Origin of the sequence: Candidatus Solirubrobacter pratensis, from assembly GCF_000425945.1 — a bacterium.
Classification (GTDB): Bacteria; Actinomycetota; Thermoleophilia; order Solirubrobacterales; family Solirubrobacteraceae; genus Solirubrobacter; species Solirubrobacter pratensis.
Genome location: NZ_AUEK01000003.1, coordinates 89,303 through 111,949, shown reverse-complemented (window position 1 = coordinate 111,949; position 22,647 = coordinate 89,303). Strand labels below are relative to the sequence as shown.

Sequence of the window (22,647 nt, the reverse complement as noted above, 5' to 3'; positions counted from 1 at the left end):
TCGCGAGATCGACGACGTCGCCGCGCAGGATGGACTCGCGGAGCTCCTCGAGCATGCCTGCACGTTCGGCGCGCGCGCGCCGTTGCCTGCCTCGGCGGCCTCCATTAGGGTCGAGCCGTGCCCGGCAGGCGGACCTTCGGCGCGTGCGCGATCCTCCTGGCGTGCTTGGCGGCGGCGAGCCTCGCGTCCGCGCGCCCGCGGATCGTCGGCGGCACGCCGGCGCCGCCCGGCTCATGGCCGTCGACCGTGTTCCTCTACGGCTCCTACGGCGGCCTGCCCTACGGCTGCACGGGCTCGGTGGTCGCGCCGCAGTGGGTCGTCACCGCCGCGCACTGCGCCTACGGCGAGCCCGGCCGGTTCGCCGGCACGATGACGGCGATCCTCGGCGCCAAGGACTACACGGACGCGACGGCGCGCGAGGTGATCGGCGTCGATCGGCTCGTCGTGAATCCCGGCTATGACCCCGCCAGCGACGTCGGCGACATCGCGATGTTCCACCTCAGCCGGCCCACTACGGCGCCGGCGATCCGGCTCGCCACGCGCGCCGAGAACGCCGCGGGCCGCTACATCAGCTACGTCGACGAGCCCGACGCGGCCGGCTGGGGCCGGACGGACACCAGGAGCACGCTCTCGACGACGGCGCTCCAGCAGGCCTACCTGCGCGTGTGGACGGCCGCGGAGTGCCGCGGCGTGCCGATCGCCGGCTTCGATGCCGCCACGCAGGTGTGCGCCGGCACCGAGGGCAAGGCGGGCGCGTGCCACGGCGACAGCGGCGGGCCGCTCGTCGCGTTCGACGCCGCGACGCGCGAGCCGGTGCTGTGGGGCATCACCAGTTACGGCCCGCAGGCCGCGCTGCGTCAGGATCCATGCTCGCTGCAGGCGCCGGTCGTGTTCACCTGGGTGCCGGCGTTCACCGACTTCATCGAGGCGACCGTCGCTTCGATCCCGGCCGGGACGCCCCTGGCCGCGCCGGCTCCGGCGCCTTCCGGCCCGGTCCCGCCGGCGCCGGTCGCGCCGTCGGCGGCCTGCCTGGCGGCGCGCGCAAAGCTCGCGAACGCCAGGCGGAGCGAGAAGGCGTCGCGCGAGCGCCTGCGGTCGCTGCGCAGGCGGCACGCGAGCCGCAAGCGGGTCGCGAGCGCATCCAAGCGCTACCACCAGGTGCGAGCCAGGCGCCTGAAGGCGTCGGCCGTCGCCCGGAAGGCCTGCGTCTAGTAGCCGCGCTCGGCGTCGACCTGCGCGATCAGCGCCTCGCCGGAGGCCAGCCGCTCGACGTTCTCGCGCACGCGCCGCGCGAGCTGGCGCGTGAGCGCAGCCTCCGGATTCGCGATGTGCGGCGTGATCAGCGCGTTCGGGAGCGTCCACAGCGGGTGGCCGTCGGGAAGCGGCTCGGGGTCGGTCACGTCGAGTGCCGCGCCGCCGATGCGGCGCTCGCGCAGCGCATCCACGAGCGCGTCGGTGTCGATCAGCGAGCCGCGGGCGATGTTCACGATCCAGGAGTGCTCGCGCATGGCGGCGAGCTCGTGCGCGCCGACGAGGTGGCGCGTGGCGCCGGTCGCGGGCGCGGCGATCACGAAGTGGTCGGCCTGGGCCCAGACGTCGCCGATCGCATCGGCGGCGAGCGTGCGCGCCGCGCCGGGGACGTCGTGGCCGCGACGCGTGACGGCGATCACCTCGACGTTGAACGGCGCGAGCTGCTCGATCAGCGCGCGGCCGATGCCGCCCGCGCCGACGATCGCGACGGTCGCGCCCGACAGCGTCCGGTGCGGCGGGATCCGCCACGCGCGCTCGCGCGCGGAGGCGGCGATCCCGCGCAGGCCGGCCAGCAGCAGCGCGAGCGCGTGCTCGGCCACCTGCGGCGCGTACGCGCCCGCGGCGGAGGTGAACGTGACGTTCGGCGTCGCGGCGATGCGCGACATCCACGGCTCGACGCCTGCCGAGGGGAGCTGGACCCAGCGCACGGAGCGCGGCAGCTCCGGGAGCGAATCCGGCTTGGTGCCGGCCCAGACCACGCCGTCGGCCTGCGCGAGCGAGACGACGGTTCCGCCCGCCGTCTCGACGGCGTGCGCAAGCTCCGGCTGCTCTCCGGGGCCGACGTGGATCGAGGGAGACATCAACGCGATGACCTACCCGGTTGGATACAGGATTCGAACCTCACCGGAATGTGGGTTGCCTCAGAGACCGTTATCTATTGGTATCGAACCTGCATGCCGACCGACCGCGCGAACATCCGGGCCTCTGAGGCGATTCCGCAGCTCGCCGCGCGCGGCATCGGGAAGTCCTTCGGCGGTCGCTCGGTCCTGCGCGGCGCCGCGCTCGACGTCGCCGCCGGCTCGCGGATCGGCGTGCTCGGCCCCAACGGCGGCGGCAAGTCGACGCTGCTGCGGATCGTCGCCGGGCTCGAGACACCCGACGCCGGCGAGGTGACGCGGCGGCGCGGGCTCGTGCTCGCCCACCTGCCGCAGATCGTCGATGGCGACGACCGCGACGCGCTCGCCACCGTGCGCGCAGCCCGGCCGGAGCTCGCCGAGCTGGAGGCCGAGCTGGGCGCCGCGGAGGCGCGGATCGCGACGGAGGACCTGGACGCGATGGCGCGCGCGATCGCCCATCACGAGCGGGTGCTGGCGCGCTGGAGCGAGGCCGGCGGCGACCGTGCGGAGGGCGAGGCGCTCGGGCACCTGCGCGCGCTCGGCATCGACGGCGCGGCGCTGGAGCTCCCGACCCGGGCGCTGTCGGGCGGTCAGCGCAAGCTCGTCGCGCTGGCGGCCTGCCTCGCGCGCCGGCCCGACGTGCTGCTGCTCGACGAGCCGGAGGCGCATCTGGACATGACGCGCCGCGAGCGCCTGGGCGCGCTGCTCAACGACTTCGACGGCGCCGTCGTGATGATCTCGCACGACCGCCACCTGCTCGACGAGACGGTCTCGGAGATCGCCGAGCTCGACGGCGGCGTGATCCGCGTCTGGCCCGGCGCCTACTCCGCCTACGCGCTGGCGCGGCAGCTCGAGCTCGAGCGCCGGCAGCAGCGCTGGGCGACGCAGCAGAAGGAGATCGCGCGGCTGGAGGAGGCGGTGCGGCGCTTCCGCCACTGGGCTCACATCCGCGTCAATGAGCGCGCGGCGCGCCAGGCGCGCGTGAAGCAGATGCAGATCGACCGCATGGAGAAGGTCGAGCGCCCGGTGCTGGAGCGGCGCCGCATGGCGCTGGCGCTGCGCAGTGGCACGCGCGGCGGGCAGCGCGTGCTCGCGCTCGAGGGCGTCGACGCGTCGCTCGGTGAGGAGCCGATCCTGCTCGACGTCGAGCTCGTCGTCGGCCGCGGCGAGCGCGTCGGCGTGGTCGGCCCCAACGGCGGCGGCAAGACGACGCTTCTGCGCGTGCTGACCGGCGAGCTCGAGCCGGCCGCCGGCACGCGCTGGGCCGGCGACGGCATCACGCTCGGCTACCTCTCGCAGGCGGCCGGCGGGCTGCCCGACGATCTGAGCGTGATCGACGCGCTGCGCGCCGGCCGGTCGCTGTCCGAGGACGCGGCGGTGCGCGCGCTGATGGGCTTCCTGTTCGACTACGAGCAGTGCCGCCGGCCTGTGGCGACCCTGTCCGGCGGCGAGCGCACGCGGCTCGCGTTCCTCGCCCTGATGCACGACGCGCCGAACTGCCTCGTGCTCGACGAGCCGACCAACCACCTCGACATCGACTCGATCGAGGCGCTCGAGGACGCGCTGGAGCGCTACGACGGCACCGTCGTCGCCGTCTCCCACGACCGCTACTTCCTCGACCGCATCGCCGACCGCATCGTGCTCGTCGCCGACGGCGAGGTGCATGCGTTCGAAGGCGGCTGGTCCGCCAATGCCGATACGGTGCGGGCCGCATGATCGCACGCACGTGGAAGGGTGCCGTCAGGCGCGAGGACGGCGACGCGTACGAGGCCTACCTGGTCGAGACCGGCATGGCGGGCTACACCTCGACCCCGGGCAACCGCGGGGCCTGGATGCTGCGCCGCGACCGCGACGAGCTGACCGAGTTCGTGATGTTCACGCTCTGGGACTCGCTCGACGCCGTCAAGGCGTTCGCCGGCGAGGACTACGAGACGGCGGTCTTCTACCCGGAGGACGACCGCTACCTCGTCGAGCGCGACCTGAAGTCCGAGCACTACGAGGTGGCACGCCATGCCGGTTCTGAAGGTTGAGGACCTCCCGCTCTCCAACATCGCGCACGAGTTCGTCGGCGCCGATCACGGCGACGTCGGCGTCTGCGTGATCATCGTCGACGCGCCGCCCGGGCGCGGGCCGTCGCTGCACACCCACCCGTACCCTGAGCTCCTGCTCGTGCAGGAGGGGACGGGGACGTTCACGCTCGGCGACGAAACGCGCGAGGTCGGCGCGGGTGAGCTCGTGGTCGTGCCCGCCGGCGTCCCGCACGGCTTCAAGAACACGGGCGACGGCCCGCTCAAGCAGGTCGACATCCACGTGAGCCCGAGCTTCCAGACCGACTGGCTGGACTAGCGCCGGGGCACTAGCGGGAGGCCGCGATGCGGCGCAGGCCGCCGTAGCGCCACATGAGCAGCGCCAGCCCGGCGACGGTGATCGGGGCGAAGATGACGAAGCGCGTCAGCAGTGCGAAGCCGACCGCCTGCGAGCCGGTGATCCCCAGCCCTTTGAGGCCGAAGACGATCGCCGCGTCGTAGGTGCCGATGTAGCCCGGCGCGGCCGGGACGAGCGAGAGGAACGCGCTCAGCACGAGCACGAAGCATGCGCCGAGGGGCGACACTTCGAGCGAGAGCGAGCGCCCGAGCAGCCACAGCACGAGCGCCTCGAGCACCCAGATGCCGATCGTCGCGGCGGCGAGCACGACGCCGCCGCGGCCGAGCAGCGGCCGCCCCGCGCGCACGAGCGGCGCCACGCGCTCGGCGAAGCCCTGCAAGCGGCCGCGGCGGCGCAGCGCGAGATAGACGCGCACGCCGGCCAGGCCGGCGGCGAGCAGGATCACCGCCAGCAGCGCGGGCCGCTCGCCGAGCGGCGTCCCGGCCACGCCGGCCCAGGTCAGCGCGGCGAAGAGCACGACGAGCGTGGCGGCGTCGATCAGCCGCTCGCACACGATCGAGCCGAGCACCTCGCGCCGCTTGGCTTCGCCGCGGCCCGCCATCAGGAAGACACGCAGCAGCTCGCCGCCGCGCGCGGGCAGCACGGTGTTGCCCATGTAGCCGACCGGCAGCAGCGCGTACGCGTCGGCGCGCGTGTGCGGGATCTCGGCCTTGCGCAGGATGCGGTGCCAGCGCCAGCCGCGCGCGACGGTCGCGACGGCGTAGACGAGCACCGCGCCGGCGACGATCGCCAGCCCGCCGGCGCCCGACGGCAGCTTCGGCGTGCCCTGCTTGGAGGCCCACCAGACGACCGCGCCGAGCGAGGCGATCGAGACGAGCCCCCCCAGCGCGCCGCGTACGCGCGAGCCGCCCACCGGCGGCGAGGTGCGGACGGCGGTCAAGGGCGAAAGGCTAGCGGCCGCTCCCGCGGCCGGACGACCTCACCGCCGCACGTCCTCGCAACCGTCGACGATGACGTCCTGCGGGTCGACGAACGCGACGTCGTTGCCCGGGCCGCAGTCGATCCGGTCGACGGCGCCGTCGATCGCGTCGATGCGGTCGTCGCCGTCGCCGCCGGACACGCGGTCGGACCCCTGGGTGCCCGCGATCGTGTCGTTCCCGGGTCCGCCGTCGACGAGGTCGTCGCCGTAGCCGCCCTCGATCTGGTCGTCGCCTTCGTTGCCGAGCACCGTGTCGTTGCCGAAGCGGCCGTAGAGCTTGTCGTTTCCCGGACCGCCGTGGAGCGTGTCGTCGCCGTTCTCGCCGTCGACGTAGTCGTTGCCCTCGTTGCCGTAGAGGTCGTCGTTGCCGTCGGAGCCGAAGACCGAGTCGTCGCCCGGCGTGCCGAACAGCGTGTCGTTGCCGAAGCCGCCGCGCACCACGCTCGGCGCCTCGTCGTCGACCGACGCCTCCGGCGGGATCATGATCACGGTCTCGCACGAGTCCAGCTCGTCGCGCGTCGGCGCCGTGCTCTCGACGTACACGGTGTCGTCGCCGGGGCCGCAGAACACGAAGTCGCGCGAGTCGTCGGCCACGCGGATCGTGTCGTCGCCGCGGCCGGCCTGGACCTCGTCCGCGCCGCCGCCGCCGGTGATCGAGTCGTCGCCGTCGGAGCCGGAGAGGTAGTCGTCGTCGGAGCCGCCGTCGATCACGTCGTCACCCGCGTGCCCGTAGATCGTGTCGCGGCCGGCGTCGCCGTGGATGAAGTCGTCGCCGTCGTGCCCGAGCATCCGGTCGCCCGCGCGGCCGCCGAACATCGTGTCGTTGCCCGCGCCGCCGTCGAGCTTGTCGGCGCCGCTCTGGCCGTAGAGCGTGTCGTCGCCGTCGCCGCCGTCGATCAGGCGGTCGTTCCCGCGCCCGCCGTCGAGCGTGTCGTTACCCGGACCGCCCTCGAGCAGGACGTCGTTCCCGAGCCCGTGCTCGATGATCCGGTCGTCGCCATCGCCGCCGCGCAGCGTGTCGTCGGCGTCGCCGCCGTCGATGCTGTCGTTGCCCGGCCCGCCGTCGATCGTGTCGTTGCTGAGCCCGCCGTCGGCGTAGTCGTCGCCCGCGCCCAGGTCGATCGCGTCGTTGCCGGAGGAGCCGAAGGCGCGGTCGTCGCCGTCGCCGCCGAGGACCTTGTCGTTGCCCGTCGACGCCGACAGCGTGTCGTTGCCGGGGCCGCCGTCGAGGATGTCGTCGCCGCGGCCGCCGCGCAGCGTGTCGTTGCCGCCCAGGCCGACGAGCTGGTCGGCTCCGCGCGTGCCGCTGAGGAGGTCGTCGCCCTCGGTGCCCGTCACGAGCGCGAGCCCCGGCTGCACGACGAGCGAGCCGGCGCCCGCGAGCTTGGTCGCGTGCAGGATGCCGCCGGACAGCGCCGAGAGCACGTAGACGGTCTTGCGCGGCGGGCTGGACACGTACATGCGCACGTTGTCCTGCGAGTAGGCGGCGCGGCCGGGGCCTGGCCCGGTCGGCATGCGCTTGAGCACCTTGCGGCGGCCGAGGTCCACGAACACCGCCCGGCTGCGCCCGCGCGCGAGCCGCGGTCCGGGCGCGACGAGCGCGCGGGTCGCGTCGGGTGAGACGGCGACGCCGCCGCCGCCCCCGTCGCCGAGCCGGATCGACCGCGTGACCGACGAGCGCACGGGATCGATCGAGACCAGGCGCGCCACGGGCTTGCGCCGCTTGGGCGTGTCGACGACGCTCACCCAGGCGCGGCCGTGGCGGTCGAACGCGACGCCGCCGGCGTTCGGCAGCTTGAGCGTGCGCACGCGCCCGCTCGACAGCGTGACCACGGCGACGCGGCCGCCCTTGAGGACGACGACCGCGTGCGCGGCGTCGGTGGCGATGTCCAGCGGCGTGCCGGAGATCCTGCGCCGCCCGAGTACGCGCGCCGTAGCGCCGTCGATCACGTCGACCGCGTTCCTGCGCGCGGCATACACGCGGCTGCCGTCGGGCGAGGCGGCGAGCGCCAGCGGCACGCCGGTCAGGACCGCGGAGCCGGCCGTCTTCCCGGTGCCGAGGTCCAGCCAGGTGACGGTCGCGCCCGCCGCGACGAACGCGTGCGTCCCGTCCGGCGAGGCCGCGACCGCGCGCGTGTTGCCGGGCACGGTCACCTGGGCGACGACGGCGTTGGTGCGGGTGTCGATCAGCGAGGCCTCCGAGCCTCCCGTGGCCACCACGACGACGCGTGCCTCGGCGGTCGAGGCGGTGAGCAACAACAGGGCGGCGGTGAGAAGGAGGCGCACGTCGGTACCGAACAGCGCCTAGGCCCCGCAGTTGCGCAGGCGGTACACCTTCATGACAGGTCCGGGACGCTCGTACGCCGGATCGGCGAAGTTGAATGACCTGTCGACCTGATAGCGCGGGAGCGAGCGGCCCTCGCGGAGTGGGCTCGCGGTGAAGACGACGTCGGCCTGCCGCTTCAGCGCGCGGTAGTACTTCAGCGCCTCGGGCGCGCGCTGCGGCTCGGCGTCCGCGCGCCCGTACTGCGTCGAGCCGGAGACGACCCAGCAGAAGCCGTCGCGGCGGTAGACGTCGATCAGCTTCGGCGTCAGCGTCCGCTCGTAGTTCTGGAAGTTCGCCGTACGTCTCGCGCCGCGGTAGCTCTTGGCCAGCTCGGCGATCTCCGCCTGGCTGCGGTTGTAGCGCTGCCACTGGCGCGCGGGGTCCGCCTTCGTCCCGCCGCCCGGCGTGACGCCGTACCACTCGGTGGGCGCGATCGGCTCGAACACGACCTTCGTCCCGGCGGGGACGTGGGCGACGAGCCAGTCGCGGGTCTGCGTGCGCGTGTCCTCGCGGCTCATGACGGCGGCGTTGCGGATCGTCGGGATCGCCATCGGGACCAGCAGGACGATGGAGGCGAGCGCGATCAGCGGGACGCGCCGGAGCTGCATCGCGGCGTAGCCGGCGAGGATCGCCAGCGCGGGGTAGAGCGGGAGCATCCAGCGCGCGTAGAAGCGGTGCTGGCTGCCCATGTAGAGCCAGAAGAGGATCACGAGCGCGCCGAAGATCCATGCCTCCCGGCGGCGCCGGAGCAGCAGGATCGCGCCGCCCGCGACCGCGGCCAGCGCCGGCACGACGCCCAGCGCCCAGCCGATGCTGCGCGCGTAGTAGACCCAGCCGTTGCGCTCCGGCTGGCCGAGCAGCGCGTCGCCGCTCGCGAACTTGCGCTGGCGATCGAGGTCGTTCGTGAACGTCGCCCAGTCGGTGAACATGTACGGGTTGGTGACGATCACCACCGCGATCGCCGCGCCGGCCGCCACGGCCAGCCCGGTCAGGATCCGCCGCAGATCGCGCCCCGGCGCCACCAGCGCGGCGACGACCGGCGCGATCACGATCACGCCGTCGGAGTACTTCATCGACGCGGCGAAGCCGACGCATGCGCCCGCCGCGGCATAGGCCTTCCTCCCGCCGCCGTGCAGGATCGCCGCGGCGGCCCACAGACCGAGCGCGCACGGCAGCACCGCCGGCCCGTCGTTGAGCGCCTGGCGCGAGTAGAAGACCGGCAGGAACGCGAGCGCGAGCACCGCGGCGGCGAGCAGCCCCGCGCCGCGGCCGAAGAACGCGCGCCCGGCGGCGTAGGTCGCGGCGACGGCGCCGACGCTCAGCAGCAGCGTCAGCACGCGCGCGTCGAGGAACACGCGTGCCGGGTCGTCGGCGAACAGCTGCTGGACGTCCCCACCGAGATGGAGCACGCTCAGCCACGCCGCGATCATGTACGTGAACGCGGGCGGGTTGATGAAGTAGCCGGGGTTCAGGTCCCCGCTGGTCATCGCCACGGCGTGCGGGACGAAGTGCGCGCGCTCGTCGAGGTTGTATGCGTACGGCAGGCCCTGCCGGATCCCCCACAGCCGCAGCCCCGCCGAGACGAGCAGGATCAGCGCGAGCGCGGCCGCGGGCGCGTGGCGGAGCCGGTCGCGCGCGGCAGCGGGCGCCGCGGCGGGCGCCGTGTCTTCCGCGAGGGCCAAGTGGCCGAGTCTAGGGTCTGTTGAAGGACCTACAGGCCGGCGAGCGGGTCGCGCTTGGTCGGCTGCGCGGGCTGATGATCGCGCGGCGAGGGGTTCAGCAGCGTGCGGACGCCGATCACCGGCCCGAGCACGGCGGCGACCCACAGCCACGAGACGCCCCACGGCTTCATGATGCTCTCGCCGGCGAGCGCGACGATCACGCCGAACGCGATCGGGAAGCCGAGGACCGGCAGCGACCACTTCGAGATGCCGGCCCGGCGGGCCCCGACGATCACGCCGATCCACGTCGCGAGGCCGACCCAGAAGCCGCCGTGCCCGCTGACCGCCCAGTGCTCCACCATGACGATCGCCCAGCCGATCGCGATCAGGCCCCAGATCCCGTAGCGCGCCTTGTCGCCGCGCGCGACGGTGTAGACGGCGCCTCCGATGGTGGCGACGACGAGCACGACGATCGCGGTGCCGAAGACCGCGGAGGCGACCAGCCAGCCGACGGTCGCGACCGCGGCGCCGAGGATCCCCCCGCGCAGCGCGCGGTCCACCGTCTTGGCGGCGCGCTTGCGCCGGCTCGGCTTGGACTCCGGCAGTCCGGCCACCGCGCTCATGCTCCGAAGATACCGCGCGGCGCGCCGATCGGACATTGGGGCTGACCCCCGTCGGGCCGGCGCGGACAGCCCCAGCCTCATCCGAGAGGGGCGACGCCGCCGTGCTCGCTCAGCCACTGTCCGAGCAGCCCGCGGAAGTGCGCCGCGAACCGCTCCCGCTCATGGGCGGGATAGGTCGAGCGGACCGTCTCCATCAGCAGCGCGTCGAACTCGGCGGAGCCGATCCAGTCGAACACGAGCTCGTCGACGTGCGCCAGCCGCGAGGCGCAGAAGTCCTGGTAGCGGTCGACCTCGAAGTAGGCGTCGGCGAGCTTCCGATACTCCCCGAGCTTCTCCCGGTAGGAGAGATCCTCACGGTCGCCGATCTCGAAGTAGCGACGCGTGTCGAGGTCCACGTCGCGCGGCGGCCGTCCGGTCACGACGCAGAAGACGCACCACTTCACGAGCGCCGAGATCGCCCACGGGAAGTAGTAGTGCAGGCTCGTCACGGCGACGTCAGGGGAGGCGTTGGCGTAGTCGATCGGATGCGCCTCGGTCCCCCGGACCAGCGTCTCGCAGGAGTTGAACTCCCAGCGGAAGAACGCGTTGATCAGGCGAGAGATCGTCAGCACCTCGTCGCCGGTCTCGGGCGTCAGGAAGTCGTGCGTGACCGCGTAGCGCTCGTGCATCGGGCGGTCGGGACGGAAGTTCATGACCATCGTCTCGGCGCCGATGGACAGCGACCGCGCGAAGACGTCGAAGCCCTCGATCGACTCCTGCAGGTGCATCAGCCGGCGGCCGGACTCGTCGTACGCGCGCTTGAGCTCGGCCTCGTCGCGCACCCGGTTCACGCCCACCCACTGGCCGCCGTCGTAGGGCTTCATGAACAGCGGGTAGCCGATCTTCGCCGCGATCGCGCCGAGGTCGAACGGCTGGTTGTACTTGGCCGCCATGTAGGCGAAGCGCTCGTTGTCGGGCGGGTTCTTGTGCGGGATCAGCACCGTCTCCGGCACCTTCAGCCCCAGCCGCAGCATCGCGCAGTAGGCCGCGTGCTTCTCCATCGCCTGGAACGTGAACGGCGAGTTGAGCAGGTACACGTCGTCCATCAGCGCGACCTTCTTCAGCCACTCGCGCGGGACGAAGTACCACCACGCCAGGCGGTCGACGACGAGCTCGTAGCGCGGCTTGTCGCGCAGGTCGAACGGCTCGATCGTGATGCGCTCGGAAGTCACCCGGTGGGTCGCGCCGGAGCCGTCCTTGATCGGCCCGACGCGCTCCAGCAGGGTCTCGAACGCCCGCGGCCAGTCCTCCTCGGTCCCCAGCAGCAGGCCGATCAGATGATTCTTCATCAGCAGAACCTCGGGAGATGGTGGGCGATCTGGGCGCGCCACGACGGCCAGTCGTGCGGGACGTCGTGGCCCCACAGGTCGAGCTCATGGCGGATGCCCTTGACGGCGAGCTTGCCCGCGAGCGCGCGCGAGGACTCGAGCGCGCCGGTCGAGTCCTCCCACATCCCCTGCCCGCACACGATCAGCAGGCTCAGGCGGCCACGCAGCCAGTCCAGGTGGTCGCCGCCGAGGTGCTCGACGTAGTCCATCGGGTTGTTGAAGTACGCGGCCTCGCCGCGCTCGCCCCAGCCGTTCCACGCCGCCGGGTCGTAGTTGCCGGACATGCAGATCGCGAGCGGGAACAGGTCCGCGCGCTTGAGCGCGAAGTTGGCGGCGTGGTAGGCGCCGAGGCTGATGCCGGTGAGGATGATCTCGCCGCCCGTGTCCGCGTGGATGAACGGCACGACCTGCTCGAGGATCCAGGATTCGTAGCGCCCGTGCCGGCGCGCACGCTCCTCGACCGGCAGCTCGTCGTTCGACCACGACGCGGCGTCGAAGGAGTCCACGCAGTAGAGCTTCAGCCGGCCCGCCTCCAGCAGGCCGCCGAGGGCGTCGACCATGCCGTGGTCGTGCCAGTCCCACGCCCGGCCCCGCTCGGCCGGGAACGCCAGCACGGCACGGCCGTAGTGCCCGTAGGCGACCACCGTCCCCGCGGCGCCGATCGCGGGCGAGTAGAGCTCGTGATGGGTCATCGCAGCCACGCCCGCCGCAGCAGGCGCGTGAGGTGCGGGTCCAGCGCGTCCCGCCAGCCGGTGTAGTTGTGCATGTCGGGGACCTCCACCAGGTCCACCTCGTACCCCTGTCCCGACAGGACATGCGCCATCTGCCGGTTGTTGGCCGCGTTCTCCTCCGCCGTGCCGACGGTGATCGTCACCGGCACCGGGATCGCGTACTGCGCGTTGCGGTCCATCCCGCGGACGAAGCGGGCGATCCGGGCGAAGCGGCCGAACTCCGACTCCTGCGGGTCCAGCTGCGGGGTGAAGAAGCTGCCGGACTGCAGGAACAGCGCGCCGAGGCTGCGCGGGAAGCTGCGGTGCGCGTGCAGCATCGCGAGTGCGCCGAGGCTGCAGCCCATCCCGGCCGGCGCGCCGACGGTCGGGAAGGCGTCGCGCAGCGCGGGGATCAGGTCGTTGGCCAGCACGCGCCCGTACACCTGCGAGGCTGAGTACCACTGGTCGCGGTCGCCGGGTGCGAGCAGCGCCACGCGGAACGGCGGCAGCGCCTCCGCGGCGATCTGCGTCGCGCAGAAGCGCGTGAGCGAGGCCAGCTCGTCGTACTCGGGCCCGTCGTGCGCGAGCAGCAGGCGCAGGGGGCGCTCGGGCTCCACGCCGGCCGGCGACCACACGCGCATCGCCACCTCGGCGCCGAGCCCGCGCCCGCGCACCGACAGCTCGTCGAAGCGGCCCTCGGCCGCGGGCGCGCCGAGCCATGCGGGCGGCTCGTAGCCGGGCAGCAGCAGGACGGACTTCTCCCCGAACGCGCCGGGCGCCCGATGCGGGTTGCCCGGGTCCAGTGCGTACTCGACGGCGCCGTCGGCGCCGACGAGCTCGAGCTCGTACTCGAGCCGCCGGACCTCGGACGGGTGCAGGTCGAGCACCCAGGCGCCGTTTACGCGCGTGAAGGTGCGCTCGGCCTCCGAGAGCGGGAGGTCGGTGGCGAGGCGGACGGCGGAGTAGCGCCCTTGAGGGTCGGCGACGCGAAGCATCGCCGGGCCAACTTAGTACGTTGCTAGAGGTCGAGCGACTTCAGCACGTCGGCGCCCGGGTTGCCGACGCTCCAGTAGAGCCGCGTGCGGAACCCGATCGTGTTCTCGGAGACGGCGAGGTGCATCACGACGGTCCCGGCCGGTTCGATCTCGTGGTCGCCCTTGCCGTCGGCCACCCGCAGCCGTAGGCCATGCCGCCGCCGGAGAAGAAGACCGCGTCCTGGACGCCCGAGAAGTCGCCGAAGTCGACGCTGTCGCACGCGGTGCTCGCATGGATCCGCCTCCGCGTCCTCGCGTCGTAGACGGCGGCGGTGCGCGACTCGCTCACGCCGCCCTCGAAGTCGCTGATGACGCCGACGTAGCGCCCGTCGACGATCGTGAAGCCTTCGCGCTGGATGAGGTCCAGCCCGAAGTCGCGCGAGAGGAACATCGTGAAGCGGCGGCCGTCGGTCATGCGGCAGCCGTAGATGCGGCTGCGGCGCGTCTCGGCGTTGCGCGCCTTCTCCTTCACGGACACGACGCGGACGGTGCCGGAGGCGGCGAGCAGCGCGCCGCCCCCGCGCATGCAGCTCTTCGGCGCGGCGCGCGCGGGAGCCGCGAGCAGGAGGCCGGCGAGGCAGGTCAGGAGCGGGATGGCGCGGTTCATGCGCGGACGCTATCCGGCGGCGCCTCACCGGCTCCTCACCCACAGGGATGAGCGCGGCTCCACCTACGGGTGCCGCAGCGCCAGCGCCTCGTCGACCGTCGCGAACGTCGGATACGTGCGATCGAGGCCGGTCAGTGCGACCATGCGGGCGATCGGCGTGGCGGGCCCGACGACCAGGCGCAGCCGCTGCTGGCGGGCGCGCAACTCGTCGCCGAGCACGAACAGCATGTTGATGCCGGCGCTGTCGAGGTAGGTGGTCGGCGTCAGGTCGACGATCAGCCCGAACGACCGATTGGCGAGCAGCCCGCGCAGCCGGTCGGCGATCTCGTCCACGTTGGACGAGTCGATCTCCCCCTCCACGCGCGCGACCGGTGTGTCGCCGGGCCACTCCTCGCGCACCTCGGCCAGCGGCCGGCTCATCCCTCCGCCCCGCGCAGCCGGCGTTGCAGCATGACGGTCGTGCCCTCTTCGCCGTGGTGCACGTCGACGGTCTCCATCAGGCTGTGCATGATCGGCAACCCGCGCCCGCGCTTGTCCCCGCCGCGCGCGGCGCGCCAGTGACCGCGGTCCTGGATGACGACCGTGATCATCCCGTCCTCGTGGCGCGCGTCGACCTCGAAGGCCGCCGTGCCGGGCGCGTACGCGTGCTCGACCGCGTTGGCGGACGCCTCCTGGACCGCCACGGTGATGTCGTAGATCTCGTCGTCGTCGGCGCCCCACTTGCCGAGCCAGCGGCGCAAGAGCTGGCGCAGCACGCGCAGCGCGCTCGCGTCTGCGGGCCAGGCGCTGCGGAAGCGCTCCGGCAGCACGGTGACGCGCACCGCCACGGCGGCGAGGTCGTCCTCGTGCGAGGGCCGGTCCCCGACCGCGCGGCACACCGCGGCGGCGTCCGCCTCCCGCTCGACGATCTCGCGCAGCCGCTCGAGCCCGGCGTCGAGCGGCTCGCCGCGCACCTCGACGGCGCCGTCGGTGACGAGCACGAGCATGCTCTCGGCCGGGAGCGCGAACTCGTGCTCGCTGTAGCGCGCGCCGGCGGTCACGCCGAGCGGCGGGTCGCCCTCGACCGGCAGGAAGCGCCCGGGCCCGGACGGCGGGATCAGCAGCGGGGGCAGGTGACCCGCGCTGATCATCCGCAGCGTCTCCTGCTCCGGGTCGACCACCACGTAGGCGAGGGTGGTCATGCTGGTCGGCCGCAGCGGCACGAGCAGGTGGTTGAGGCGCTCCGCGACCGCGGCGGGCTCGTGGCCTTCCAGCGCATACGCGCGCAGGGCGGTGCGCAGCTGCGCCATCAGGGCGGCAGCCGTGACGCCGTGGCCCATGACGTCGCCGATCACGACCCCCACCTTGGAGCCCGTGAGCGGAAAGACGTCGTACCAGTCGCCGCCGATGGCGGCGCCGTGGCGCGCCGGCTGGTAGCTCGCCGCCACGTCCAGGCCGGGAAGTTGCGGCAGCGGATCGGGCAGCAGCGTGCGCTGGAGCGCCTCGACGACGCGGCGCTCCTCGTACAGCCGCGCGCGATCGATCGCGAGCGCGGCGCGGTCGGCGGCGAGGCCGAGCAGCTCGGTGTCCTCCGCGGTGAACTCGCGCGGGGTGAGCGAGCCGACGTGCAGCACGCCGGTCACGCGGCCTTCGATCAGCAGCGGGACGCCGAGCAGCGAGCGGATGCCCTTCTGGCGCAGGATCGGGTTGAGGATGTCGGCGTGGTCGACGTCGGGGATCGTGATGGCGCGGCGCTCGGCGGCGATGCGGCCGGCGAAGCCCTTGCCGACCGGGATCCGGACGCCCTGCTCGACCTCCTCCTCGATGCCCTTGGCGGCGCGTGCCACCAGCTCGCCGCGGGTCTCGTCGAGCAGCAGGAAGGCGGCCGTGTCGGTCGAGAGGCTGACGGCGACGCGGTCGAGCAGCGTGGTCAGCAGCTCCTCGAGCGGCAGGTAGGCGAGCGCCGCGTCGGCGACCCCCTGCAGGGCGGCGAGCTGCTTCGCCGTTCGCTCGGCGTCCTCGCGCGCCTCCCGCTCGCGCAGATACAGGCGCGCGTGGTCGATGGCCAGCGCGGCACGGTCGGCGGCGAGCTGGAGCAGCTCGGTGTCCTCCGAGGTGAACACGCGGGGGCTCAGGGTCCCGACGTGCAGCACGCCGCTGACTCGGCCTTCGATCAGCAGCGGGACGCCGAGCAGCGAGCGGATGCCCTTCTGGCGCAGGATCGGGTTGAGGATGTCGGCGTGGTCGACGTCGGGGATCGTGATGGCGCGGCGCTCGGCGGCGATGCGGCCGGCGAAGCCCTTGCCGACCGGGATCCGGACGCCTTGCTCGACCTCCTCCTCGATGCCCTTGGCGGCGCGTGCCACCAGCTCGCCACGGCTCTCGTCGAGCAGCAGGAAGGCCGCCGTGTCGGTGCCAAGGGCGGCGCCGATCCGGTCCAGCAGCTCGTTCAGCAGGTCCTCGAGGGACAGGTAGGCGAGCGCCGCGTCGGTGACGCGTTGTAGCTCGTCCAGCCGGTCCATCGATCGATCATATGGGCGCCCGGGCGCTCGGGCGCCCTCCCGGGAGGTCACGGGCGTGACATGCTCACACCCGTGAGCACGATCACTGAGCACGAGGCGCGGCAGGTAGCCGAGGCGAACGCGTCCGGGAGGACGCCGGTCGTCTTCATCCACGGGCTCTGGCTGCTGGGCGGCAGCTGGGACCGCTGGTCGGAGCACTTCGAGGCGGCGGGCTACGCGGCGCTCTCGCCGGGCTGGCCCGACGACCCGGAGACCGTCGACGCGGCCAACGAGCATCCCGAGGTGTTCGCCGGCAAGGGGATCGAGGACGTCGCCGACCACTACGAGGAGATCATCAAGGGCCTCGACGCCAAGCCGGCGATCGTCGGCCACTCGTTCGGCGGCCTGCTGACGGAGATCCTCGCCGGCCGCGGTCTCGCGGCGGTCTCGGTGGCGATCTCGCCCGCGCCGTTCCGCGGCGTGCTGCCGCTGCCGATCTCGGCGCTGCGCTCGTCGGCCCCGGTGCTCGGCAACCCGCTCAACCGCAACCGCGCCGTGCCCCTGACCTACGACCAGTTCCGCTACGCGTTCGCCAACGCGGTCCGCGAGGACGAGGCGCAGGCGCTCTACGAGGCGTTCGCGGTGCCGGCGCCCGGGGAGCCGCTGTTCCAGGCCGCGACGGCGAACCTGAACCCGTGGACGGAGGCGAAGGTCGACAGCGAGAACCCGGAGCGCGGGCCGCTGCTGATCATCGCGGGCGAGCGGGACCACACCGTGCCCTTCGCGATCGCCAATGCGTCGTTCAAGCGCGAGGAGCGCAACGAGGGCGTGACCGAGATCGTCACGATCCCCGGGCGCGGGCACGCGCTGACGATCGACTCCGGCTGGCGCGAGGTCGCCGATACGGCGCTCGACTTCGTCCGGCGCTTCGCGCCCGTGCCGGTCGGCCAAGGCTAAGCCGGCAGGGGCAGCAGCCGCTCGCGGTCGGCCCCCGCGAGCGGCGGCGGCTCTGCTCGAGAGCGCCACGCAAGGCGTCCATGCGGTCTGAAACCTGAGATGGTCGGCCCGGGCCGATGAAACAGGTGCTGTTCTTCTCGCTCACGGCGATGGCCAACCCATCGCTGCTGGCGGCCACGACCGTGATGCTGCTGCTGCCCGATCCCAAGAAGCTGATGCTGGGCTTCCTGTGCGGCGCGCTCATCACAAGCCTCACGCTGGGCACGCTCATCGTGTTCGAACTGGAGGATTCGGGGGCGGTGAGCACGGTGAGACACACGGTCAGCCCGCTGGCCGATCTCGTGATCGGAGCGCTGCTGCTCCTGATCGCCTTCGTACTCCGAACCCGGCGTCATGAGCGCGTCGTCGAATGGCGGCACGCGCGTGCGGCCGCCAAGCGGGACTCCAAGCCGCCGCGCTGGAGGCGCGCGATCGGCACGGGCTCGCCGTGGGCCGCCTTCGTCGTCGGGATGCTCCTCACGCTTCCCGGCGCCTCCTACCTCGCGGCGCTGATCGGCATCGTCAAGCTGGACGCAGGCGCCGCCCAGTCGGTGCTGCTGATCGTGATGGTGAACATCATCATGCTGGCACTGCTCGAGCTTCCGCTGATCAGCTTCGCCGTCGCCCCCGATTGGACGCCGACGGCGGTGCAGCGGCTGAAGGATTGGTTTGCGCGCAACGGCCTCAAGGGAGCGGTGATCGGCGCAACGACCGTGGGAGTCCTGCTCACGGTCCGCGGGCTGATCACGCTTGCTTGACGTCCCATCGGCTCGGAAGAGCCTCGGGGCGACGATAGATCTCGTTCGCGGCGCCCGCTCCGGGGGTACCACGCGTGACAAACGGCCTCAGAGGGACGTGCGCCCGCGCGCGAACGGCGGCGGACGCGAAGTGGGAAGGAGCACCGGGATGGCCGATCAGAACGCCAATCGATCGCGACGAGACGACGAGAGGTTCCGCCGAGCTGCCGAGGATGCGCTTCAACAACTCGACTGGTGCATCGGCTACCTCCATGGGATCCACAAGGTGAGGATCTCCAGGGCCCTGGCGCGGAACCGGAGCTACATCCGCACCAATCTGCTGAAGCGTGCCGAGGAGCCGCTTCCGACGGTCGAGACGGCGGAGAACTGAGCCGCGCGACCCAGTCGCCCTGAGCCCTAGCCGAAGGTCCCGTCGTGGAGCGATCTCCACGGCCGGATCCGGCAGGCCCCACCGGATTCTGTTCAGATACTCAGCACCCACTCATCGCAGGTGGGGAGAGGGTATACAAACGGAGGGTCTGCCCATGGTTGGGAGAAAGCCGCTCGTCGCGCTGGCCGCGTCGGCGCTGCTGTTGGTCGCAAGCCAGTCGCCGGCGTTCGCCGCCGATGACAACGGCATCCCGTTCGAGCAGCTGGTCCAGGTGTATGTGCCGGATCAGGATGCCGTCGACAGCGTCGTGTCCGACTACGACGCCGCCGAGTACAAGTCCGTGCAGGACGATGGTTCGATCCTGCTCAACGTCTTCGTGACGGCCGAGCAGAAGGCCGTGCTGGCCGCCCAGGGCTACAAGATCGGCCGGGTCATCGAGGACTCCGACACCGGTCCGCAGCGCATGAAGGAGCGCCAGCAGATCATCGACCAGGAGGCCGTCGCCGCCGACGTCGCCGAGCACGGCCTCAAGGGCGCCGGCAAGGTCGAGGGCAAGTCCGTCGTCCCCGGTCAGGGCGACACCGTCATCCAGCGCGCCGTGGTCTTCACGGACGCCGTCGGCCCGAACACCGGCCGCACGACCGCACGCTTCCTCTACGTCGAGGCCTACAACAAGTCCACCAAGCGCGTCGCAGGCTCCAACAACGCGTTCACGGGCCCGTCGCTGGCGCTCTCCTACGCCGGCCCGGACGGCGTCTACTCGACGGCGACCAACATGGGTCGCTTCATCGACACCGACCCGACGCCGGACGAATACATGTACCACCGGCAGCTCGTCCGCCTGACCGGGAGCTACGCGAACCTGTCGGCCAAGGACATACAGATCCGCGTCGCCACCGCGGCGACCGGCGGCGGCGCCGCCGCGAGCACGGAGACCTTCCCGGTCAGCGAGTGGCTCGGCCATGACCTCCCGCCGCACGTCGCGGGCTTCAAGACCGAGTTCTTCACGCACTACCAGGATCCGACCGAGACCCGCGCCGACCTCGACGCGCTGGCCGCGAAGTATCCGGAGCTGGTGGACGTCATCAACATGCCCGAGAAGACCTCGGGCTACCAGCGCAAGTCGCAGGCGATCATGTACGGAACGGGCGCCATCGGCTCGGCTCCGCCTCCCACCGTGGGCGCCCCGCTGATCGACACCACGGGCGAGATCACGGCCGCGCAGCCGGTCGCCAGGATCCCGTTCACGGCTACCGCGGGGCAGGAGATCATCGCGGTCGTGGACGCGATCCCGTCCGGCGAGACCGACTTCATCCTGACCCTGAAGAGCCCCACCGGCGCCACCCTGCAGACGGTCGACACGGGCACGAGCCCTGAGTCCATCAGCCGTGTGCTGACCACGGCCGGCACATATACCTTCGAGATCTCGGGCTTCCAGGGCGATCTCGGCGACTTCACGTTCAAGCTCCAGCCGGTGTTGGTCAACGCCGCGACGGCGGCGACCCGCGCGGTCGTGCTCACCACGAAGGACTGGGGCCAGTTGGGCGGCAACCAGGTCGCGGCCGAGTTCCGCGGCCAGACCGGCGCCAACCAGCCGCTCAGCGTCGCCGTCAACGGCAAGCTCGTCGAGGTCTCCATCGGCACCGACGCCGCGGGCGCTCTCAGCTCGACGGCCGCCCAGGTCGTCGCCGCGATCAACGCCAAGCCGGAGGCCGCCGCGCTGCTGACGGCCACCACCTTCCGCGGCAGCGCCGGCGGCGGCATCGTGCCCGTCCGCGCGCAGACCAACCTGTCGGACTTCCTCAACGCTCCCCCGAGCGTCACGCGTGGTCCGTTCCAGCAGCACCTGTACCGCATCGGCGCGCACCGTGACGGCTCCAAGGTGGGCGTGTTCCTCTTCTGCCAGCAGCACGCTCGCGAGTGGACCACCAGCCTCTCCTGCCAGGAGACCGCGCACGAGCTGGTCGAGAACTACGCGACCGACCCGCAGACCAAGCAGCTGTTGGACAACGTCGAGGTCTTCATCTCGCCGAACTCCAACCCGGACGGCGCGCACTTCTCGATGTACGACGCGTCCGTCCAGCGCAAGACGATGGTCAACTACTGCCCGACCACGGGCAACTTCGACCCCGCCGCGCGTGCGACGTGGGGCGTCGACATGAACCGCAACAGCGGCGAGTACTCGCTGTTCGACGGCTACTTCGGCGCGTCGACCTCGTGCACGAACGAGACCTTCGCGGGTCCGTTCGAGTACTCGGAGCCCGAGACCCGCAACGAGAAGTGGGTCGCGGACACGTTCCCGAACATCAAGTTCATGAACAACATCCACTCCTACGGTGGGTACTTCATGTGGGCGCCGGGCTCGTACAAGAACGACGGCTCCCGCACCACGTCCCCGGCCCCTAACATCGGCGTCGAGAACTACTTCTTCCAGGCCGGTGAGAAGATCCTCAAGCGGATCAAGGACTACCGCGGCACCGTGATCCTCCCGGAGCGCACCGGCCCGATCGCCGACGTGCTCTACTCCGCCGCCGGCAACTCGGCCGACGACGGCTGGTACCGCAAGGGCATCATCGCCTACTCGTTCGAGACAGGCGCCGACCGGATGCTGAACACGACCACGGGCATCGTCCCGACTCAGGTCGGCTTCCAGCCGTGCTTCGGTGCGGTCGGGACCGGCGGCGGCCAGGGCGCATGCCCGGCCGATGGCTCGCTGGTCAACGAGGGTCACGACGAGTCGATGGAGTTCGCGGCCGGCAACTACGGCCTCGTCGAGTCCGCCTACGACTACGCGATGGACACGACGGCGCCGAGCACCTCGCTCGACGCCGACAACGTCACGCAGTCCAAGGACCCGATCCCCTACCGCTTCATCTGGAACGACGAGGCGGCGGTCATCCACTACACGACGGACGGCTCCACCCCGACCCTCGCGTCGCCCACGTACAACAACCAGCGTGCGCGCAGCATCGGCGAGATCCTGAAGATCACCAAGCCGGGCGCGAACACCGTCAAGTGGCTCGCGGTCGACATCAAGGGCAACCAGGAGGCGGTCCAGTCCAAGTCCTTCCTGCTCGACCAGACGGCTCCGACCGTCACGGTCAACATCCCGGAGGGCGCGGTCTACACGCAGGGCCGTCCGGTCCAGCTCATGTTCTCGTGCGCCGACGACCAGGGTGGCTCGGGCGTCGCCTCGTGCGTCGGCTCGACCGCGAGCGGCTCCAACCTGCCGACCGGCACTGCCGGCATGCAGGTGCTGACGATCACCGCGACCGACAACGTCGGCAACGTGTTCGTCAAGACCGTCAACTACCGCGTCCTGGACGCCACCAACGTCAACGGCTCCACCGCCGGCACCGTGCCCGCCACGCTCGCCCTGACGCTGGGCGGGCCGGCCTCGTTCGGCTCGTTCACGGCGGGCATCGACAACGACTACACCGCCTCGTCGACCGCCACCGTGGTCTCGACGGCCGGTGACGCGATGCTGAGCATCGCCGACCCGAGCTCCACCAACACCGGCCAACTGGTGAACGGCACCTTCGCGCTGCCGAGCAAGCTGACCGTCTCGGCGGCCAGCGCCGGCACCACGGCCGCCGCGGGCGGCGCGGTGGGCGGCTCGTCCGCTCCCACCACGCTCTCCACGTGGAACAGGCCGGTCTCGAACGATGTCGTGACCGTCACGTTCAAGCAGCACGTGGGCCGTACGGACGCCCTCCGTACCGGCAACTACGCGAAGACGCTGACGTTCACGCTGTCAACGACCACCCCGTAGGGTCCCAACCAGCCCCGGAGCGCGTCCGCGTGCTCCGGGGCCAGACCCTTCTCGAGTCGTCCTGGCGAAGACGAGGTCACCGTCGTGGCGGCCTCGGCGAGGGCTGCCAGGAGGGCCGTGGTGGCGGGCAGGTCGGGCGGCTCGCCGTAGGTCGCGGCATAGATGTGGCGCTCGACGCCGGGCACTTCGGTCGCCACGACGCCCTCGATGTGATGGGCGCGAGGCGATGAACCGGCTTGCCGCCGACCTACCGGCGCGCTCGCTCATCGCCACCCTCGGATGGTGTATTGGCCTCGCAGAGCGAGCGGAGCGGCGCAGGAATCGAACCTACCCACCGCCGGGCTGCGACGGCTCACCGGTTTTGAAGACCGGCTGGGGCACCAGCCCCGGGCCGCTCCGGCCTGAAGGCTACGGGGCGCGGGCGGCCTCGCG

The 22,647-nt window shown here is 72.0% G+C and carries 20 protein-coding genes and 1 tRNA gene; 8 read left to right on the top strand and 13 right to left on the bottom strand.

Translation table 11 applies throughout. The annotated features are described in order from the left end of the window. Positions 1-117 precede the first annotated feature (117 nt). On the top strand, positions 118-1,212 hold the full coding sequence (locus tag H958_RS0100545; protein ID WP_028057232.1) for a S1 family peptidase: 1,095 nt from the start codon (positions 118-120) through the stop codon (positions 1,210-1,212). On the opposite strand, the gene H958_RS0100540 is transcribed toward H958_RS0100545, so the two are convergent. Continuing rightward, positions 1,209-2,111 carry a D-isomer specific 2-hydroxyacid dehydrogenase family protein gene (locus tag H958_RS0100540; RefSeq protein WP_028057231.1) on the bottom strand — a complete coding sequence of 301 codons (903 nt, stop codon included), beginning with the start codon at positions 2,109-2,111 and terminating at the stop codon, positions 1,209-1,211. The two genes, H958_RS0100545 and H958_RS0100540, sit on opposite strands and share 4 nt — an antisense overlap. 93 nt (positions 2,112-2,204) lie before the next feature. On the opposite strand from H958_RS0100540, the gene H958_RS33920 reads away from it, so the two are divergent. Genes H958_RS33920 through H958_RS0100525 form a run of 3 tightly spaced genes read left to right on the top strand, consistent with a single transcriptional unit; the run spans position 2,205 to position 4,493 of the window. Next, the gene (locus H958_RS33920) at positions 2,205-3,863 is read left to right on the top strand and encodes an ABC-F family ATP-binding cassette domain-containing protein (protein ID WP_051323637.1); all 1,659 of its coding nucleotides are present in this window, start codon (positions 2,205-2,207) and stop codon (positions 3,861-3,863) included. Beyond that, a complete protein-coding gene (locus H958_RS0100530; protein WP_028057230.1) occupies positions 3,860-4,177 on the top strand; it encodes an antibiotic biosynthesis monooxygenase in 318 nt (105 codons plus the stop codon). The genes H958_RS33920 and H958_RS0100530 overlap by 4 nt, the downstream gene beginning before the upstream one ends. Further along, a complete protein-coding gene (locus tag H958_RS0100525; protein WP_028057229.1) occupies positions 4,158-4,493 on the top strand; it encodes a cupin domain-containing protein in 336 nt (111 codons plus the stop codon). Before H958_RS0100530 ends, H958_RS0100525 begins: the two co-directional genes overlap by 20 nt. A gap of 10 nt (positions 4,494-4,503) precedes the next feature. Here the strand turns inward: H958_RS0100525 and H958_RS0100520 are convergent, their stop codons facing one another. The 10 genes from H958_RS0100520 to H958_RS0100470 all read right to left on the bottom strand — a co-directional run bounded on the left by H958_RS0100520 (position 4,504) and on the right by H958_RS0100470 (position 16,340). Beyond that, positions 4,504-5,472 carry a lysylphosphatidylglycerol synthase transmembrane domain-containing protein gene (locus H958_RS0100520; RefSeq protein ID WP_028057228.1) on the bottom strand — a complete coding sequence of 323 codons (969 nt, stop codon included), beginning with the start codon at positions 5,470-5,472 and terminating at the stop codon, positions 4,504-4,506. A 39-nt stretch (positions 5,473-5,511) separates the two neighbouring features. After that, a complete protein-coding gene (locus H958_RS42485) occupies positions 5,512-7,797 on the bottom strand; it encodes a hypothetical protein (protein ID WP_051323636.1) in 2,286 nt (761 codons plus the stop codon). An 18-nt stretch (positions 7,798-7,815) separates the two neighbouring features. Beyond that, positions 7,816-9,519, bottom strand: coding sequence for an ArnT family glycosyltransferase (locus H958_RS0100510; RefSeq protein WP_028057227.1), 1,704 nt, complete (start codon positions 9,517-9,519; stop codon positions 7,816-7,818). Positions 9,520-9,548: 29 nt separating this feature from the next. After that, positions 9,549-10,121, bottom strand: coding sequence for a hypothetical protein (locus tag H958_RS0100505; RefSeq protein ID WP_028057226.1), 573 nt, complete (start codon positions 10,119-10,121; stop codon positions 9,549-9,551). A gap of 77 nt (positions 10,122-10,198) precedes the next feature. Further along, positions 10,199-11,449: an ATP-grasp domain-containing protein gene (locus tag H958_RS0100500; RefSeq protein WP_028057225.1), complete on the bottom strand. Its 1,251-nt coding sequence runs from the start codon at positions 11,447-11,449 to the stop codon at positions 10,199-10,201. Further along, positions 11,449-12,180 (bottom strand): esterase family protein, encoded by a 732-nt coding sequence (locus H958_RS0100495; RefSeq protein WP_028057224.1) that lies wholly within the window; start codon positions 12,178-12,180, stop codon positions 11,449-11,451. Before H958_RS0100495 ends, H958_RS0100500 begins: the two co-directional genes overlap by 1 nt. Beyond that, positions 12,177-13,193 (bottom strand): alpha/beta hydrolase, encoded by a 1,017-nt coding sequence (locus H958_RS33910; RefSeq protein WP_037408770.1) that lies wholly within the window; start codon positions 13,191-13,193, stop codon positions 12,177-12,179. Before H958_RS33910 ends, H958_RS0100495 begins: the two co-directional genes overlap by 4 nt. 124 nt (positions 13,194-13,317) lie before the next feature. Beyond that, on the bottom strand, positions 13,318-13,839 hold the full coding sequence (locus H958_RS0100480; protein ID WP_028057223.1) for a hypothetical protein: 522 nt from the start codon (positions 13,837-13,839) through the stop codon (positions 13,318-13,320). Between the two features lie 63 nt (positions 13,840-13,902). Continuing rightward, positions 13,903-14,259, bottom strand: a complete 357-nt coding sequence (locus H958_RS42480) for an STAS domain-containing protein (protein WP_051323635.1) — start codon at positions 14,257-14,259, stop codon at positions 13,903-13,905. After that, positions 14,256-16,340 (bottom strand): SpoIIE family protein phosphatase, encoded by a 2,085-nt coding sequence (locus H958_RS0100470; protein ID WP_051323634.1) that lies wholly within the window; start codon positions 16,338-16,340, stop codon positions 14,256-14,258. The genes H958_RS42480 and H958_RS0100470 overlap by 4 nt, the downstream gene beginning before the upstream one ends. A gap of 72 nt (positions 16,341-16,412) precedes the next feature. On the opposite strand from H958_RS0100470, the gene H958_RS0100465 reads away from it, so the two are divergent. From H958_RS0100465 to H958_RS42475, 4 genes are all read left to right on the top strand, one after another. Beyond that, positions 16,413-17,276 carry an alpha/beta hydrolase gene (locus tag H958_RS0100465; protein WP_196807139.1) on the top strand — a complete coding sequence of 288 codons (864 nt, stop codon included), beginning with the start codon at positions 16,413-16,415 and terminating at the stop codon, positions 17,274-17,276. A gap of 116 nt (positions 17,277-17,392) precedes the next feature. Continuing rightward, positions 17,393-18,073, top strand: coding sequence for a GAP family protein (locus H958_RS0100460; protein ID WP_081685466.1), 681 nt, complete (start codon positions 17,393-17,395; stop codon positions 18,071-18,073). 148 nt (positions 18,074-18,221) lie between these two features. Beyond that, on the top strand, positions 18,222-18,443 hold the full coding sequence (locus H958_RS45780) for a hypothetical protein (RefSeq protein ID WP_156027564.1): 222 nt from the start codon (positions 18,222-18,224) through the stop codon (positions 18,441-18,443). Between the two features lie 154 nt (positions 18,444-18,597). Then, a complete protein-coding gene (locus H958_RS42475) occupies positions 18,598-22,215 on the top strand; it encodes a M14 family metallopeptidase (RefSeq protein WP_028057219.1) in 3,618 nt (1,205 codons plus the stop codon). Here the strand turns inward: H958_RS42475 and H958_RS44700 are convergent. Together H958_RS44700 and H958_RS45775 are read right to left on the bottom strand one after the other, a co-directional pair. Continuing rightward, positions 22,170-22,412, bottom strand: a complete 243-nt coding sequence (locus H958_RS44700) for a hypothetical protein (RefSeq protein ID WP_037408768.1) — start codon at positions 22,410-22,412, stop codon at positions 22,170-22,172. The genes H958_RS42475 and H958_RS44700 overlap by 46 nt on opposite strands. Before the next feature lie 108 nt (positions 22,413-22,520). Then, positions 22,521-22,613: transfer RNA gene (locus tag H958_RS45775), tRNA-Sec, on the bottom strand. Positions 22,614-22,647: the final 34 nt, after the last annotated feature.